General features: G+C 71.8%; 12 protein-coding genes. 7 read left to right on the forward strand and 5 right to left on the reverse strand.

From position 1 onward, the window contains the following. Positions 1–80 precede the first annotated feature (80 nt). Together ACZ6R6_RS32880 and mce are read right to left on the reverse strand one after the other, a co-directional pair. Positions 81–1,385, reverse strand: a complete 1,305-nt coding sequence (locus ACZ6R6_RS32880) for a DivIVA domain-containing protein (RefSeq protein WP_470099946.1) — start codon at positions 1,383–1,385, stop codon at positions 81–83. 197 nt (positions 1,386–1,582) lie between these two features. Further along, entirely contained in the window at positions 1,583–2,023 is a 441-nt protein-coding gene (gene mce, locus ACZ6R6_RS32885) for a methylmalonyl-CoA epimerase (protein WP_470099948.1), read from the reverse strand. 84 nt (positions 2,024–2,107) lie between these two features. Between mce and ACZ6R6_RS32890 the strand changes: the two genes are divergently transcribed. Together ACZ6R6_RS32890 and meaB are read left to right on the forward strand one after the other, a co-directional pair. Beyond that, positions 2,108–3,295, forward strand: coding sequence for an acetyl-CoA C-acetyltransferase (locus ACZ6R6_RS32890; RefSeq protein WP_470099950.1), 1,188 nt, complete (start codon positions 2,108–2,110; stop codon positions 3,293–3,295). Positions 3,296–3,468: 173 nt separating this feature from the next. Beyond that, complete coding sequence (gene meaB / locus ACZ6R6_RS32895; RefSeq protein WP_470099965.1) at positions 3,469–4,407, forward strand: methylmalonyl Co-A mutase-associated GTPase MeaB; 939 nt, start codon at positions 3,469–3,471, stop codon at positions 4,405–4,407. A 20-nt stretch (positions 4,408–4,427) separates the two neighbouring features. Here meaB and ACZ6R6_RS32900 read toward each other — a convergent pair whose 3' ends face one another. Then, a complete protein-coding gene (locus ACZ6R6_RS32900; protein ID WP_470099952.1) occupies positions 4,428–5,102 on the reverse strand; it encodes a DUF4230 domain-containing protein in 675 nt (224 codons plus the stop codon). 55 nt (positions 5,103–5,157) lie between these two features. Next, entirely contained in the window at positions 5,158–6,534 is a 1,377-nt protein-coding gene (locus ACZ6R6_RS32905) for a hypothetical protein (RefSeq protein WP_470099954.1), read from the reverse strand. 339 nt (positions 6,535–6,873) lie between these two features. Between ACZ6R6_RS32905 and ACZ6R6_RS32910 the strand changes: the two genes are divergently transcribed. The 5 genes from ACZ6R6_RS32910 to ACZ6R6_RS32930 all read left to right on the forward strand — a co-directional run bounded on the left by ACZ6R6_RS32910 (position 6,874) and on the right by ACZ6R6_RS32930 (position 12,385). Next, complete coding sequence (locus ACZ6R6_RS32910) at positions 6,874–7,407, forward strand: MarR family winged helix-turn-helix transcriptional regulator (protein WP_306856453.1); 534 nt, start codon at positions 6,874–6,876, stop codon at positions 7,405–7,407. A 158-nt stretch (positions 7,408–7,565) separates the two neighbouring features. After that, complete coding sequence (locus tag ACZ6R6_RS32915) at positions 7,566–9,233, forward strand: acyl-CoA mutase large subunit family protein (RefSeq protein ID WP_470099956.1); 1,668 nt, start codon at positions 7,566–7,568, stop codon at positions 9,231–9,233. Positions 9,234–9,279: 46 nt separating this feature from the next. Then, entirely contained in the window at positions 9,280–10,212 is a 933-nt protein-coding gene (locus tag ACZ6R6_RS32920; protein WP_470099958.1) for a tetratricopeptide repeat protein, read from the forward strand. Positions 10,213–10,260: 48 nt separating this feature from the next. Next, complete coding sequence (locus ACZ6R6_RS32925) at positions 10,261–10,890, forward strand: cytidylate kinase-like family protein (RefSeq protein ID WP_470099960.1); 630 nt, start codon at positions 10,261–10,263, stop codon at positions 10,888–10,890. Positions 10,891–10,972: 82 nt separating this feature from the next. Next, entirely contained in the window at positions 10,973–12,385 is a 1,413-nt protein-coding gene (locus ACZ6R6_RS32930; RefSeq protein WP_306858529.1) for an NAD-dependent malic enzyme, read from the forward strand. A gap of 79 nt (positions 12,386–12,464) precedes the next feature. Here ACZ6R6_RS32930 and ACZ6R6_RS32935 read toward each other — a convergent pair. Beyond that, positions 12,465–13,238, reverse strand: a 774-nt coding sequence (locus ACZ6R6_RS32935; RefSeq protein ID WP_470099962.1) for a proprotein convertase P-domain-containing protein, incomplete at its 5' end; no start/stop codon positions are given.

A 13,238-nucleotide genomic window follows, 5' to 3' on the forward strand; every position in this document is an offset into this window, starting at 1 on the left:
GAAGACAGAAAGAGAGCCTAGCGACCCGAAGGTCGCCAGGCTCTCTCGTAGCCGTCGTCAACGCCCCGATCCGGTGGCGCCTACTCCTGCCACCACTCCGCGTCGTCGTCCTTCGTCTCGGCCTTGGCCGCGGCGGGAGCGGGGGTGGGGGTGGGGGTGGGAGCCGGGCTCTCGCTGCCGTTGGCCGCGGGGATGGCCGGCTTGGCCGGGGCCGCGGTGATCGCGGGCTCCGGCTCGGAGGCCGGGAGCGGCGCGCCGCCGAGCAGCTGGCGGAGCTGGGCGAGGTGGCTGGTGATGCTGTCGCGCTGGCGGGTCAGCTCGTCGACCTGGCGCTGGGCCACCGAGCGGGTCCGCTCGGACTCGGTCTTGGCGTCGGAGACGATCGACTCGGCGCTCGCCTTGGCCTCGGCGACGAGCTGGTCGGCGTTCTTGCGCGCGTTGGCGAGCAGCTGCTTGGCGTGGGTGTCGGCCTCGCGCCGGGTCTGCTCGGCCTGCTGGGTGGCCTTGGTGGCGCGCTGCTCGGCGGTGGCCGCGCGCTGCTCCGCCTCGGAGACCAGCTTCTGCGTGTTGGCCTGCGCGGTGGCGTGGCGCTCGGCCTCCTGGCGCTCGGCCTCCTCGCGGCGGGCGGCGAGCTGGATCTCGAACTCGGCCTCGTCCTGGGCGCGCTTGGCCTCGGACTCCTCCAGGACCCGCTGGGCCTGGGCGCGCATCTCGTCGGCCTGGCGCTTGGCGGTGGTGAGGACCTCGTCGCGCTCGCGCTTGGTCGAGGCGCGGAGCTGGGCGACCTCGCGCTCGGTGGTGGTGCGCAGCTTGGCGATCTCGCGCTCGGCGTCGGCGCGCTTCTCGGCCACCTCGTGGTCGGCGGTGGCCCGCAGCTTGGCGACCTCGCGCTCGGTGGTGGCGGTCAGCTCGTCGGCCTCCCGGCGGGCGGTCGAGCGGATCTCCTCGGCCTCGCGCTCGGCGGTGGTGCGCATGTCGTCGGCCTCGCGGGTGGCGAGGGCGCGCTTCTCGGCCGCCTCGTTCTCCGCCGCGGCGCGCAGGTCGGCGGCGTCGACCTTGGACGCGGCCTTGATCTCGTTCGCCTCGGACCGGGCGGCCTGGACCAGCTCGGTGGCCTGCTCCTCGGCGAGGCGGAGCAGCTGCTCGATCCGCGCCCCCAGGCCGGAGTAGGTCGGGCGCTCCTGCTCCTGCAACTGACGCTGGGAGTCGGACAGATCTCGCTGCAGGCCCTGAACCTGCTCCCGGGCCTGGCGCAGCTCGTTGTCGACCTGCTTCAGATGGTCGTGAACCTGGTGCCGGTCATAGCCACGGAGCACCACGTCGAATTCCCGAGCGGGGGCGTCTTCAAAGAAGTTGTTGAGCTGGGCGTCGATGTCGGACTGCATGGAGGCTCGATCCTGGGTTGTCGAGACGGCTACACGGGCCGGACGGGGGATTTCGGACATCCGAGGCGGGAGCCGTGGCGGGATCCACGTCCGGTGATAGGCCAGCGTACTCTGGTGTTGCCGTGTTGGAGGTCTCCTCCGACTTTCTGCGCGATTTGTTACGTATGAGCCTTTCTTGCATTTGACAGAACGCTCGGTCAGTGGTTAAGGCCTTGGTCAGTGGATCGGGCCTGAACGAGTTCTGTCAGCATTCCTCCCACATCCTTGGGATGCAAGAAAGCGATGGAAGAGCCCATCGAGCCGTGCCGGGGCTTCTCGTCGAGCAGCCTGACGCCCCTGCCGCCGATCTCCCCCATGGCCTCGGTCACATCCGGGACGCCGAACGCGACGTGGTGCACCCCCTCTCCGCGCTTGGCGAGGAATTTGCCGACCGGCGTGTCGGGGGCGAGCGGTTCGAGGAGCTGGATGTAGGAGCCGCCGCCGTCGCCGTCGGCGACGTGCAGCATCGCCTCCTTGACGCCCTGCTCCTCGTTGATCTCGCGCGCCACCACCGTCAGCTCGAAGATCCGTTCGAAGAGCGCGATCTTCTCCTCGAGGTCGTGACAGGCGATTGCCACATGGTCGATACGCATGAACATAGGGCCGGCCTCCATGGCGGTCGTTCAGGTACTCATGGGTATGGTGGCAAAGTCGCCCCAAGTCCCGCCAGGGAGGCCCCTTTTATGTCCGCTTCCGTCATCGTCGCCGGAGCTCGCACCCCCATCGGCCGGCTGCTCGGCTCGCTGGCCGGTCTGTCGGCCGTCGAGCTCGGCGGCATCGCCATCAAGGCGGCGCTGGAGCGCTCCGGCGTCGCCCCCGAAGCCGTGCAGTACGTGATCATGGGCCAGGTGCTCCAGGCCGGAGCGGGCCAGATCCCCTCCCGCCAGGCCGCCGTCAAGGCCGGGATCCCGATGACCGTGCCGTCGCTGACGATCAACAAGGTCTGCCTGTCCGGGCTGGACGCCATCGCCCTGGCCGACCAGCTCATCAGGGCGGGCGAGTTCGACATCGTGGTCGCCGGCGGCATGGAGTCCATGTCGAACGCCCCGCACCTGCTGCCCGGCCTGCGCCGGGGGGTGAAGTACGGCGGCGCCGACATCGTGGACTCGATGGCCTTCGACGGCCTGACCGACGCCTACGACCAGGTGTCCATGGGCGAGTCCACCGAGCGGCACAACGCGCGCCTGGGCCTGACCCGCGAGGAGCAGGACGCCTTCTCCGCCCGCTCCCACGAGCTCGCCGCCGCCGCGATCAAGAACGGCGTGCTCGACGACGAGATCGTCCCGGTGTCGATCCCGCAGCGCAAGGGAGAGCCGCTGGTCTTCGCCGCCGACGAGGGCGTGCGCGGCGACACCACGGTCGAGACCCTGGGGCGGCTGCGGCCGGCCTTCAGCAAGGACGGCACCATCACCGCCGGTTCGGCCTCGCAGATCTCCGACGGCGCCTGCGCGGTGGTCGTGATGTCCAGGGCCAAGGCCGAGGAGCTGGGCCTCGACTGGCTGGCGGAGATCGGCGCGCACGGCAACGTGGCCGGGCCCGACAACTCGCTCCAGTCCCAGCCCGCCAACGCGATCAAGCACGCCCTCGGCAAGCAGGGCCTCTCGGCCGACGACCTCGACCTGCTGGAGATCAACGAGGCCTTCGCCCAGGTCGTCCTCCAGTCGGCCAAGGAGCTCGGCGTGCCGCTCGACAAGATCAACGTCAACGGCGGCGGCATCGCGGTCGGCCATCCGATCGGCGCCTCCGGCGCCCGCATCGTCCTCACCCTCGCCCACGAGCTCAGGCGCCGGGGCGGTGGGCTCGGCGCCGCCGGCCTGTGCGGCGGCGGCGGCCAGGGCGACGCGCTGATCATCCGCGTCCCCTCGGCCTGACCGCGGAGGGATCCGACGTGGCCGCGCCGGACGAGCGGTCCCCGGCCGGGGACGCCTCCGGCACGGCCGCTCGGGGCGCGCCGTCACCGGCGGCGCGGAGCCCCGGGCCGGCCGCTCGGGACCGGCGGCCCCCGGCCGCGGGGAGTCCCGCCCGGGACGCGCCGGCGCCCGCCCTGGACGTCCCCGATCTGGTGGCGCTGGCGCGGGAGGGCCGGCCCCGCGCGGTGGCCAGGCTGATCTCCATGGTGGAGAACGGCTCGCCCCGACTCCGGGAGATCACCGCGGAGCTCTGCGCGGACCGGCCGTCCCGGGCCCGGGTCATCGGGCTCACCGGCGCCCCCGGGGTGGGCAAGTCCACCTCCACCGGGATGCTGATCCAGGCGTTCCGCAGGCGGGGCATGAGGGTCGGCGTGCTCGCGGTGGACCCGTCCTCGCCGTTCACCGGCGGGGCGCTGCTCGGCGACCGGGTCCGCATGCAGGAGCACGCCACCGACCCGGAGGTGTTCATCCGGTCGATGGCCGGCCGCGGCCACCTCGGCGGCCTGGCCTGGGCCACGCCCCAGGCGCTGCGCGTCCTGGAGACCGCCGGGTGCGAGGTCGTCCTCATCGAGACCATCGGGGTCGGCCAGGCCGAGGTGGACATCGCCTCACTGGCCGACACCACCGTCGTGCTGCTCGCCCCGGGCATGGGCGACGGCGTCCAGGCGGCCAAGGCGGGCATCCTGGAGATCGCGGACGTGTTCGTGGTGAACAAGGCCGACCGCGAGGGCGCCCAGGCGGCCGTCCGCGAGCTCCGCAACATGGTCACCCTGGCCGGGCGGGCCTGGCGGCCGCCGATCGTGCCGGCCGTGGCCGTCCGGGGCGAGGGCGCCGAGGAGGTGGTCGCCGCCCTCGACGGGCACCTGGCCTATCTTGAGAGCTCCGGTGAGCTGGGCCGCCGGCGCCATGCCAGGGCCTGCGCCGAGATCGAGGCCATCGCCCTGGCCGCCCTCCGCTCCCGCTCCGCCCACCTCCACGGGGACCGGCGCCTGGACGCCCTCGCCACCCGTGTCCTGGAGGCGGGCCTCGATCCCTACCGGGCCGCCGACGAGCTGCTGGCGGCCGTCGGCTGACGCCGGCGGCCGCCGGGCGGTCAGGGCTCGTCGGCGAACTTGACGGTCACCTTCTCGAAGCCGAGGGTGGTCAGCATGCCCTGGAGCATGTTCTTGGTGTTCTGGTCGGCGCGGTTGCGCAGGTCGCTGGCCTGGGCGGCCTCGGCGATCTTCTTTTCGGCGAGCACGTAGAGCTCCTGCTGGTCGGCCGGGGAGGAGGACAGGAAGTCCTCGACCCGGTCGAACAGGCCGCGCTGCTGGGCGTAGACGTAGGAGCGCTTGTTGTCGAGGTTGGGCTTTTCGAGCTGGGCGCGCGGCAGCTTGACCGTGACCTCCTTGCGGTCGGGCGAGACGGTCAGCGCGCCCGTGGCGAGGCCGCCGAAGTCGACGTAGGCGTCGACGCCGCCCGCCCCGACGAAGAGCGTCCGGCTGCCCTTGACGGCGTCGGGCAGGAAGGCGGCGTCCTTCTCCAGGTCCACGACGACCTGGAAGTTGCCGGTGGCCGCCTCGAAGCGGCTCAGGTCGTGAATGGACTGCAGCAGCACGGGCTGGCTGCGGTCGACCGTGGTCCCGCCGAACGGGTCCAGCCAGGACCAGGCCAGGCGGGCGCCCACGACGAGGAGCGCGACGGCGACGAGCAGCCCGGCGAGGAAGCGCCAGCCACGCCGGCGAGGCGCGGAGGGGACCTCGGGCGGTGCTTCTGTAGGGGCTTTCACGGCGGTCTCCTTCCCACGGCGGCCGCTTTCTCACGCCGAGCCTATGCCGATCTTGTCAGCCCCGCGGCCGTGTCTCCGTCCGCGGTCTCCCCGCGGGAGCCTCCCCCGGGAGGGCCGGCGGGACCGGAGCGGCGGAGGGCACGGTGGCGGGCGCCTGGTAGGAGGGCTCGGCCTGCGGGACCGGCAGGCCCTGGCCGTTCTGGCCGATCTGCTCGGGCCGCGTGGGCCCGCCTGTCTGCCAGGTCTCTCCCACCTGCCCGCCGAAGTGAGTGCTCTGTAGCCGGCATCCGGCGAAGTCGGAGTAGTACAGCCGCAGCCAGTCCCGCCGCTGGGCGTCGGTGAGGCCGGAGAACCAGGCGGCGGCGTACTGGTGCTCGGGGAGCGGCCCGCTGGGCAGCGGCTTGCCGCGCAGCCACGCGGACACGATGTCGCGGTATCCGCCTGCCGGGGTGCCGTCGCAGTCTTCGGCCAGGCTCTCGACGAACTCGTCGGCCGCCTCGTCGGCGAAGCCGGCGGCCAGGTCGTCGACGTGGATCGGGGCCGCGCCGGGCGGCAGGGAGACGTCCTCGCGCCGGGGATGCTGCTCCAGCCGGGAGAACTCGCCGGGCGTCCCCGCCAGCCGGGATGCGATCTTGACGAACGCGGAGCCGAGTTCGGGCAGCCCGGTGCGCATCCCCGGATGCACGCAGACCATGATCGGCCATTCCTGGCAGCTGTAGACCACCCGCTGGGCGGAGATCGTCGTCGGCTCGCTGAGCAGCCGGGCCACGCCGGTCCCGGCGGCCAGCACCGCCAGCAGCGCGGCGGCCAGCACGAGCGACTGCCGGGTCACGACCGCGGCCCAGCCGAGCAGCAGCGCGGCGCTGACGCCCAGCAGCCAGAGCGTCTGGTCGGTCAGGGCGGCGGCGCTGAGCCCCCGGAAGGGGTCGTAGGGCTCCTGCGTGGCGGGGGCGAGCCGGTCGGCCCAGGTCGCGCCCTGGGCCAGCCAGGTGAACAGGCCGTAGCAGCCGAGCCCGGCGAGCACCGGCGTGATCGTCCACGGCAGCAGCCAGCCGGTCACCCAGCCGATGGCGACGTACAGCGCCAGCCCGGCCACGCCCATGACCAGGCCGCTGGGCAGCAGCCGTCCCGCCTGCTCGGTGAGCATCGCCCGGACCGCCAGGACCAGCAGCGTCGCGGTGAAGGCGCCGCCGACCGCCACCAGGACCGCCAGCGGCGCGCGCACCGCCTGCCAGGTCGTCAGCGACTGCCGGCCGGTCCCGCGCCGCCTGCGCACCGCCACCCAGGCGGCGAACGCCGCGGCCACGGGGCCGGTGACGCGGAGCGAGCCGATCACCGCGACGATGATGTTCTCCCACGCGCTGACACCGGGAATGAGGACGCTCCACGCCGCGGCCACACCAAGCACGAGCAGGACGGCGACCGCCACCATTGCGCTCTGCTGGAGTTCTTCGCGTGAAACGCCCCTGTTCTCACGCACCGGCGCGCGTGGAGCGGGTCCACGCGGTGCCGGCTGAGCAGAAGCCCGTGCGGCGTCCGCACGCCATTGAGTTGTCGTTCATCAAGCAACCCCCCGTGCCGTGAATGCGGCCGCCGGTCCCCTCGGCGACCGATCCGGTCTGCATCCCCCGCAGGCCGGAGCGAGTCCGCGCTGCCACTTGGCCACGCCCTCACCATTCGATGTGGGAACCATAACTGAGCGTGACGTTTGGCGCCCGGGTTCTTGGTGAAGCCGTCAATCTGGTGACTCTACGTATATGGGCGAACTGGGATGAGGCCGCGCTACCGTAGCCCTGTGGCTACAGGTCAGCTGAATCTGCCGTTCGACCCCATCGAGCGCGCCGCGGAGACGTGGCGTGTTCACTTCGGGCCGTCTTCGGCCATGGCCGCCGTCACGTCGATCATGAGAGCGCACCAGATCCTGCTCTCGCAACTGGACACGCTACTTAAACCGCATGACTTGACCTTTGCCCGGTACGAGGCACTGGTTTTGCTGACTTTCAGCAAGACGGGAGCGTTGCCGCTGTCCACGATCGGCGAGCGGCTGATGGTGCATCCCACCAGCGTGACGAACACCGTGGACCGGCTGGAGCGGGCCGGGCTGGTCCGCCGCATGCGCAACCCCCGGGACGGCCGGGGGGTGCTGGCGGAGATCACCGACGGGGGCCGGGAGGTCGTGGACCGGGCGACCGCCGATCTGATGGGCGCCGATTTCGCCATGACCATGTACGGCGAGGCGGAGCTGGAGCAGATGTTCGGGCTGCTCAGGACCTTGCGGGTGGCCGCGGGGGATTTCGAGGGCTGACCGTCGGAGCCGTACGGCCGGGACGGCCCGGCGGTCCGCGCCGGTGGCCCGGCGGCCGTACGGTGGCCCGCGCCGGCCGGGAATTAATAGGGCGTCCTAGTATTTTCTGTGAGGCCACACGCCGGACAGGAGCCGCGAGCCGTACAGGGGGGCTGGCCATGGACGCCGGGGAGATCGAGGCGGGGCGGGCGCGCTGGCAGGCGCGGTTCGACGGGGCCCGCACGCGCGGATCCGGGTTCCGGACGCTCTCCGGCCTCGACGTCGCGCCGGTCTACGGGCCCACCGGCGACGACCCGCGCATGGAGCGCATCGGCTGGCCGGGGGAGTATCCCTTCACCCGGGGCCTGTACTCCACCGGCTACCGGGGCAGGACGTGGACCATCCGGCAGTTCGCCGGGTTCGGCAACGCCCGGCAGACCAACGAGCGCTACCGGATGATCCTCGGCGCGGGCGGCGGCGGGCTGAGCGTGGCCTTCGACATGCCGACGCTGATGGGCCGCGACTCCGACGACCCGCGCTCGCTCGGCGAGGTCGGCCACTGCGGCGTGGCGATCGACTCCGCGCTGGACATGGACCTGCTCTTCGACGGCATCCCGCTCGGCGACGTCACCACCTCCATGACGATCAGTGGCCCGGCGGCCCCGATCTTCTGCATGTACGTCGTGGCCGCCGAGCGGCAGGGGGTGCCGGCCGCCCGGCTCAACGGGACGCTCCAGACCGACATCTTCAAGGAGTACATCGCGCAGAAGGAGTGGCTGTTCGCCCCCGGGCCGCACCTGCGGCTGATCGGCGACCTGATGGAGTTCTGCGCCGCCGGCGTCCCGGCCTACAAGCCGCTCAGCGTGTCCGGCTACCACATCCGCGAGGCCGGCTCCACGGCGGCGCAGGAGCTGGCCTTCACCCTGGCCGACGGGTTCGGCTACGTGGAGCTCGGCCTGTCTCGGGGGCTGGACGTCGACGTCTTCGCCCCGGGCCTGTCCTTCTTCTTCGACGCGCACATCGACTTCTTCGAGGAGATCGCCAAGTTCCGGGCCGCCCGGCGGATCTGGGCGAGGTGGCTGCGCGAGGTCTACGGGGCCAGGACCGGCAGGGCGCAGTGGCTGCGCTTCCACACCCAGACGGCGGGGGTGTCGCTGACCGCGCAGCAGCCGTACAACAACGTGGTGCGCACCACGGTCGAGGCGCTCGCGGCGGTGCTCGGCGGCACCAACTCGCTGCACACCAACGCGCTGGACGAGGTCCTGGCGCTGCCCTCGGCCAAGGCCGCCGAGATCGCGCTGCGCACCCAGCAGGTGATCATGGAGGAGACCGAGGTCGTCAACGTCGCCGACCCGCTCGGCGGATCCTGGTACGTGGAGGCGCTGACCGACCGGCTGGAGGCCGAGGCCGAGGCGATCTTCGCCAGGATCCGGGACATGGGGCACGACGGGTCGATGACCTCGGGGATCCTGCGCGGCATCGAGGACGGCTGGTTCGTGTCCGAGATCGCCGAGGCCGCCTTCGGCTACCAGCGCAAACTGGAGAAGGGGGACAAGCGGATCGTCGGGGTCAACTGCCACGCGGCCTCCGTCGAGGAGCCGCTGGAGATCCTGCGCGTCGGCCACGAGGTCGAGCGCGAGCAGAACCGCGTCCTCGCCGCCCGCCGCGCCGCCCGCGACCGGGAGGCCGTGGACGGCGCGCTGGCCGCGCTGGCCCGGACCGCCAGGGGGGAGGGCAACCTCATCCCGCCCATGCTCGACGCGGCCCGCGCCGAGGCCACGCTGGGGGAGATCTGCGGCGTGCTCCGGGATGAATGGGGCGTATACCTGGAACCCGCCCGCTTCTAGCGGTGGGGAGTCGGCGCAGTAATCGGGATACGGCAGGATTGGAGGTATGAGCCCAGCGGACTTCACTCGACCCGGATCGCTCTACGGTGCCGTGGACCTCGGCGCGCGCAAGCAGGCGCTGGACGCGCAGGCGCGGCGGGAGGCCGCGGCGCAGGAGGGCGGCGGCACCCCGGTGCAGGTCGTCTACGTCGATGACGCCAACTTCGCGACGGAAGTCGTCGAACGCTCCATGAACAGCCTCGTGCTGCTGGAGCTCACGGTGACCCGCGCGGAGCAGGCGAAAGAATACAGTTTGCTGCTGGAGAAGCTCGCCGCCGAGAACGCCGGCAGGTGGGTCCTCGCCCGTGTGGACGTCGAGGCCAGCCCGCAGATCGCACAGGCGCTCCGGGTGCAGAACGTGCCCGCCCTGTACGCCATCTTCCAGGGTCAGCCGGTGGCGGTCGCCCCCGGCATCGCCACCGAGCCGCAGCTGCGTGACTGGCTGTCGCAGCTCATGGAGGCCCTGGCCCAATACCTCCCGCCGGACACCGGGGAGGCCCAGGCCGAGGAGCGGCCGCAGGAGCCTCCGGCCGACCCGGACGTGGTCGCCGCCGAGCAGGCCATCGACGCCGGTGACCTCGACGCGGCCGTGGCCGCCTACGAGCGGCTGCTGGCCCGTTCCCCCAACAACGAGGACGCCAAGCTGGGCCTGGCCGGGCTCGGGCTGATCCGGCGGACCCAGGACGTCGACCCGGCCGAGGTGCAGGGCCGGCTGGCCGACCCCGCCGACATCGACGCCCAGCTCCTGGCGGCCGACTTCGAGATGCTCGCCGGTGACGTGGACACGGCCTTCGACCGGCTCATCGGGGTGGTCCGGCGGACCTCGGGCGACGAGCGCGACAAGGTCAGGATGCACCTGCTCGGCCTCTTCGACGCCCTTCCGGGCGACGACCCGTCGATCGGGCGCGCCCGCAGGAATCTGGCGAGCGCACTGTTCTAAATACTGGTTTTTGTTCTGAATGCCCCACTTTGGGGGCATGAACAGGACATGCGGGTCGTCACCATCTCCGCGACGTACGGCACCGCCGGCAGCGTGATCGGGCCGGCGGTGGCCGGGCGCCTGGGTGTCCCCTTCATGGACCGGGCGATCCCCAGCGCGGTGGCCGACGAGCTCGGCTGCACGCTGGAGGAGGCGCTCGCCCATGACGACCGGGCCGAGCACGGGCTCGGCCGGCTGCTGGCGGAGGCCATGCGGCTGCCGACGGTCTCCTTCGGCGGCGTGGACATGTATCTCCCGGGGAACATGCCCCTGCCCGCCGAGGACTTCGTCGCCCACACCGAGAGGGTGATCAGGCAGACCGCGCGGGGCCAGGGCGGGGTGATCCTCGGCAGGGCCGGGGCGCTGGTCCTGGCCGACCACCCCGGCGCGCTGCACGTGCGGCTGGACGCGCCCGCCGAACGCCGGATGATCCAGACCGCGACCCTGACCGGGGTGACCGAGCGTCAGGCGCGCAGGATCGTGGAGGACAACGACCGGGCGCGGGCCGCCTACGTCCGTCATTTCTACCGGGTCGACCCGGCCTCCCCGCTCCACTACCACCTGGTGCTGGACAGCACGAGCATCCCGATCGACACGTGCGTGGAGCTGATTGTGACCGCATCGACAGCGCTGAGCTGAACAAGCCCGGCACGGACACCCGTCTGGGGGTGGCACCATGGAGGCATCCCAACCAAGTCAGTCGCAAAGGAGCGGATTGACTGTGGCCACCGTGCCGAGTGTGTCGTACTCCATCACCGTGCGCCTGGAGGTGCCGGCGGGTGGTAAGGCCGTCAGCCAGCTCACCCACGCCGTAGAGTCCGCGGGAGGTGTGGTCACCGCGCTGGACGTGACCACCGCGGGCCACGAGACATTGCGCATCGACGTGACCTGCGCCGCGCGTGACACCGACCATGCCCAGGCGATCGTGGACAAGCTCGACGTGGTCGAGGGCGTCGTCATCCACAAGGTCTCCGACCGCACCTTCCTCATGCATCTCGGCGGCAAGATCGAGATGAAGTCGAAGGTGCCGCTGCGCAACCGTGACGAGCTGTCCATGGCCTACACACCCGGCGTCGCCCGGGTCTCCATGGCCATCGCCCGCAACCCCGAAGACGCCCGCCGCCTGACCATCAAGCGCAACAGCGTCGCCGTGGTCACCGACGGCTCGGCCGTGCTGGGCCTGGGCAACATCGGCCCGGCCGCCGCGCTGCCCGTCATGGAAGGCAAGGCCGCGCTGTTCAAGCGGTTCGCCGACATCGACGCCTGGCCGATCTGCCTCGACACCCAGGACGTCGACGAGATCGTCCGCACCGTCCAGGTCCTCGCCCCCGGATTCGGCGGCATCAACCTGGAGGACATCTCGGCGCCGCGCTGCTTCGAGGTGGAGCGGCGGCTGCGCGACCTGCTGGACATCCCGGTCTTCCACGACGACCAGCACGGCACCGCGATCTGCGTGCTCGCCGCGCTCACCAACGCGCTGCGGGTGGTGGGCAAGGAGCTGAGCCAGGTCCGCATCGCCCTGGCCGGCGCCGGCGCCGCCGGCACGGCGGTGCTGCGCCTGCTGCTGGCGGCCGGCGCGCACAACGTCGTCGTCTGCGACTACCTGGGCGCCGTGCACGGCGGCCGTGACGACCTGGACGACTCGCTGCGGTGGATCGCCGACCACACCAACGCCGAGGGCTACTCCGGAGACCTGCGCGGCGCGGTCAAGGGCGCCGACGTGTTCATCGGCGTCTCCGCCCCCGGCATCCTCAACGGCGACGACATCGCCACGATGGCCGACGGCGCGGTGGTCTTCGCGCTGGCCAACCCCGAGCCCGAGGTCTCGCCCGACGACGCCCGCGAGCACGCCGCCGTGGTCGCCACCGGCCGTTCGGACTACCCCAACCAGATCAACAACGTGCTCGCCTTCCCCGGCGTCTTCCGCGGTCTGCTCGACGCCCAGGCCAACCTGGTCACCCAGGAGATGCTGCTGGCGGCGGCCAGGGCGCTGGCCGCCGTGGTCACCGACGAGGAGCTCGGCCCCAACTACATCATCCCGAGCGTGTTCCACGCCGATGTGGCGGGCGCCGTCGCGGCGGCCGTGCGCGAGTCGGCCGGCGGCCGGGCGCGCAGCGGCCTGACCGAGGCCTGACGGTCCGTGACGCGGGATGGCCCGGACACCGAGGCGTCCGGGCCATCCGTGCTCTTCCGTCTCCGGGTGCTTTCGGCGGTCAGAAGGCGATGCTCCAGCTGTTGAGGGTGCCGGTGTCGTTCTGGAAGTAGTCGCCGACCACGAGGGTCCAGGTGCCGTTTCCGGAGCGCGTGGGGTTGTTAACCGTGAACCGCACCGGCCCGTTGTACGGCGTGCAGGCGGTGTAGGACTCGTACTTCAGCACCTGAGACGTCCCGTCCGGCCGGACGAGGGTCAGACGCAGGTCCTGCGAGCAGGTGTGGTCGATGTCGGCCGAGATCGTGAACGTGGCGTCCGGGGATCCGCTGAGGGTGACCGGGATGTCACTGGAGTCCTGGTAGCCGTCCTCGATGGCGAAGGGCGTGTCGTTGGTGAAGGTACGGCCGCCGCCGGTCCCGCCGACCGTCAGGGTGTAGACCGCCGAGCGGTTGGCGGAGGTCCCGGTGCCGTTGAGGGCGATGGTGTAGGCGCCCGCCGGGGTGGAGGCCGAGGTCGCGACCGTCACCGAGGACGTCTGGCCGGCCGTGACGGTCGAGGGGGTGAAGGTCACCGTGGTCCCGGCGGGGGCGCCGGAGGCCGACAGCGACACGCTCTGCGCGTTGCCGGAGGTCACCTGGGTGCTGAGCGTCGCGGTGGCCGACTGGCCCGCCTGGACGGTGCCAGACGCCGGGTTCACGGCCATCGCGTAGTCGTCACCGACCGGGCCGGAGCGCACCGCCAGCTTCCACAGGGCGTTGGCGACGGCGTCGCTGTTGCGGTCCAGCGCGGTGCCGTTGATGTTGGAGGTGGTGTCGCAGGCGGAGTGGTAGCAGCG

Source organism: Streptosporangium sp. NPDC048886 (assembly GCF_055586905.1).

What these genes read in the sequence shown, in the direction of transcription:
- ACZ6R6_RS32880 (WP_470099946.1), bottom strand. Translation starts at nt 1,385, where the DNA reads ATGCAGTCCGACATCGACGCCCAGCTCAACAACTTCTTTGAAGACGCC.
- mce (WP_470099948.1), bottom strand. Translation starts at nt 2,023, where the DNA reads ATGTTCATGCGTATCGACCATGTGGCAATCGCCTGTCACGACCTCGAG.
- ACZ6R6_RS32890 (WP_470099950.1), top strand. Translation starts at nt 2,108, where the DNA reads ATGTCCGCTTCCGTCATCGTCGCCGGAGCTCGCACCCCCATCGGCCGG.
- ACZ6R6_RS32905 (WP_470099954.1), bottom strand. Translation starts at nt 6,534, where the DNA reads ATGGTGGCGGTCGCCGTCCTGCTCGTGCTTGGTGTGGCCGCGGCGTGG.
- ACZ6R6_RS32910 (WP_306856453.1), top strand. Translation starts at nt 6,874, where the DNA reads ATGAGGCCGCGCTACCGTAGCCCTGTGGCTACAGGTCAGCTGAATCTG.
- ACZ6R6_RS32915 (WP_470099956.1), top strand. Translation starts at nt 7,566, where the DNA reads ATGGACGCCGGGGAGATCGAGGCGGGGCGGGCGCGCTGGCAGGCGCGG.
- ACZ6R6_RS32920 (WP_470099958.1), top strand. Translation starts at nt 9,280, where the DNA reads ATGAGCCCAGCGGACTTCACTCGACCCGGATCGCTCTACGGTGCCGTG.
- ACZ6R6_RS32925 (WP_470099960.1), top strand. Translation starts at nt 10,261, where the DNA reads ATGCGGGTCGTCACCATCTCCGCGACGTACGGCACCGCCGGCAGCGTG.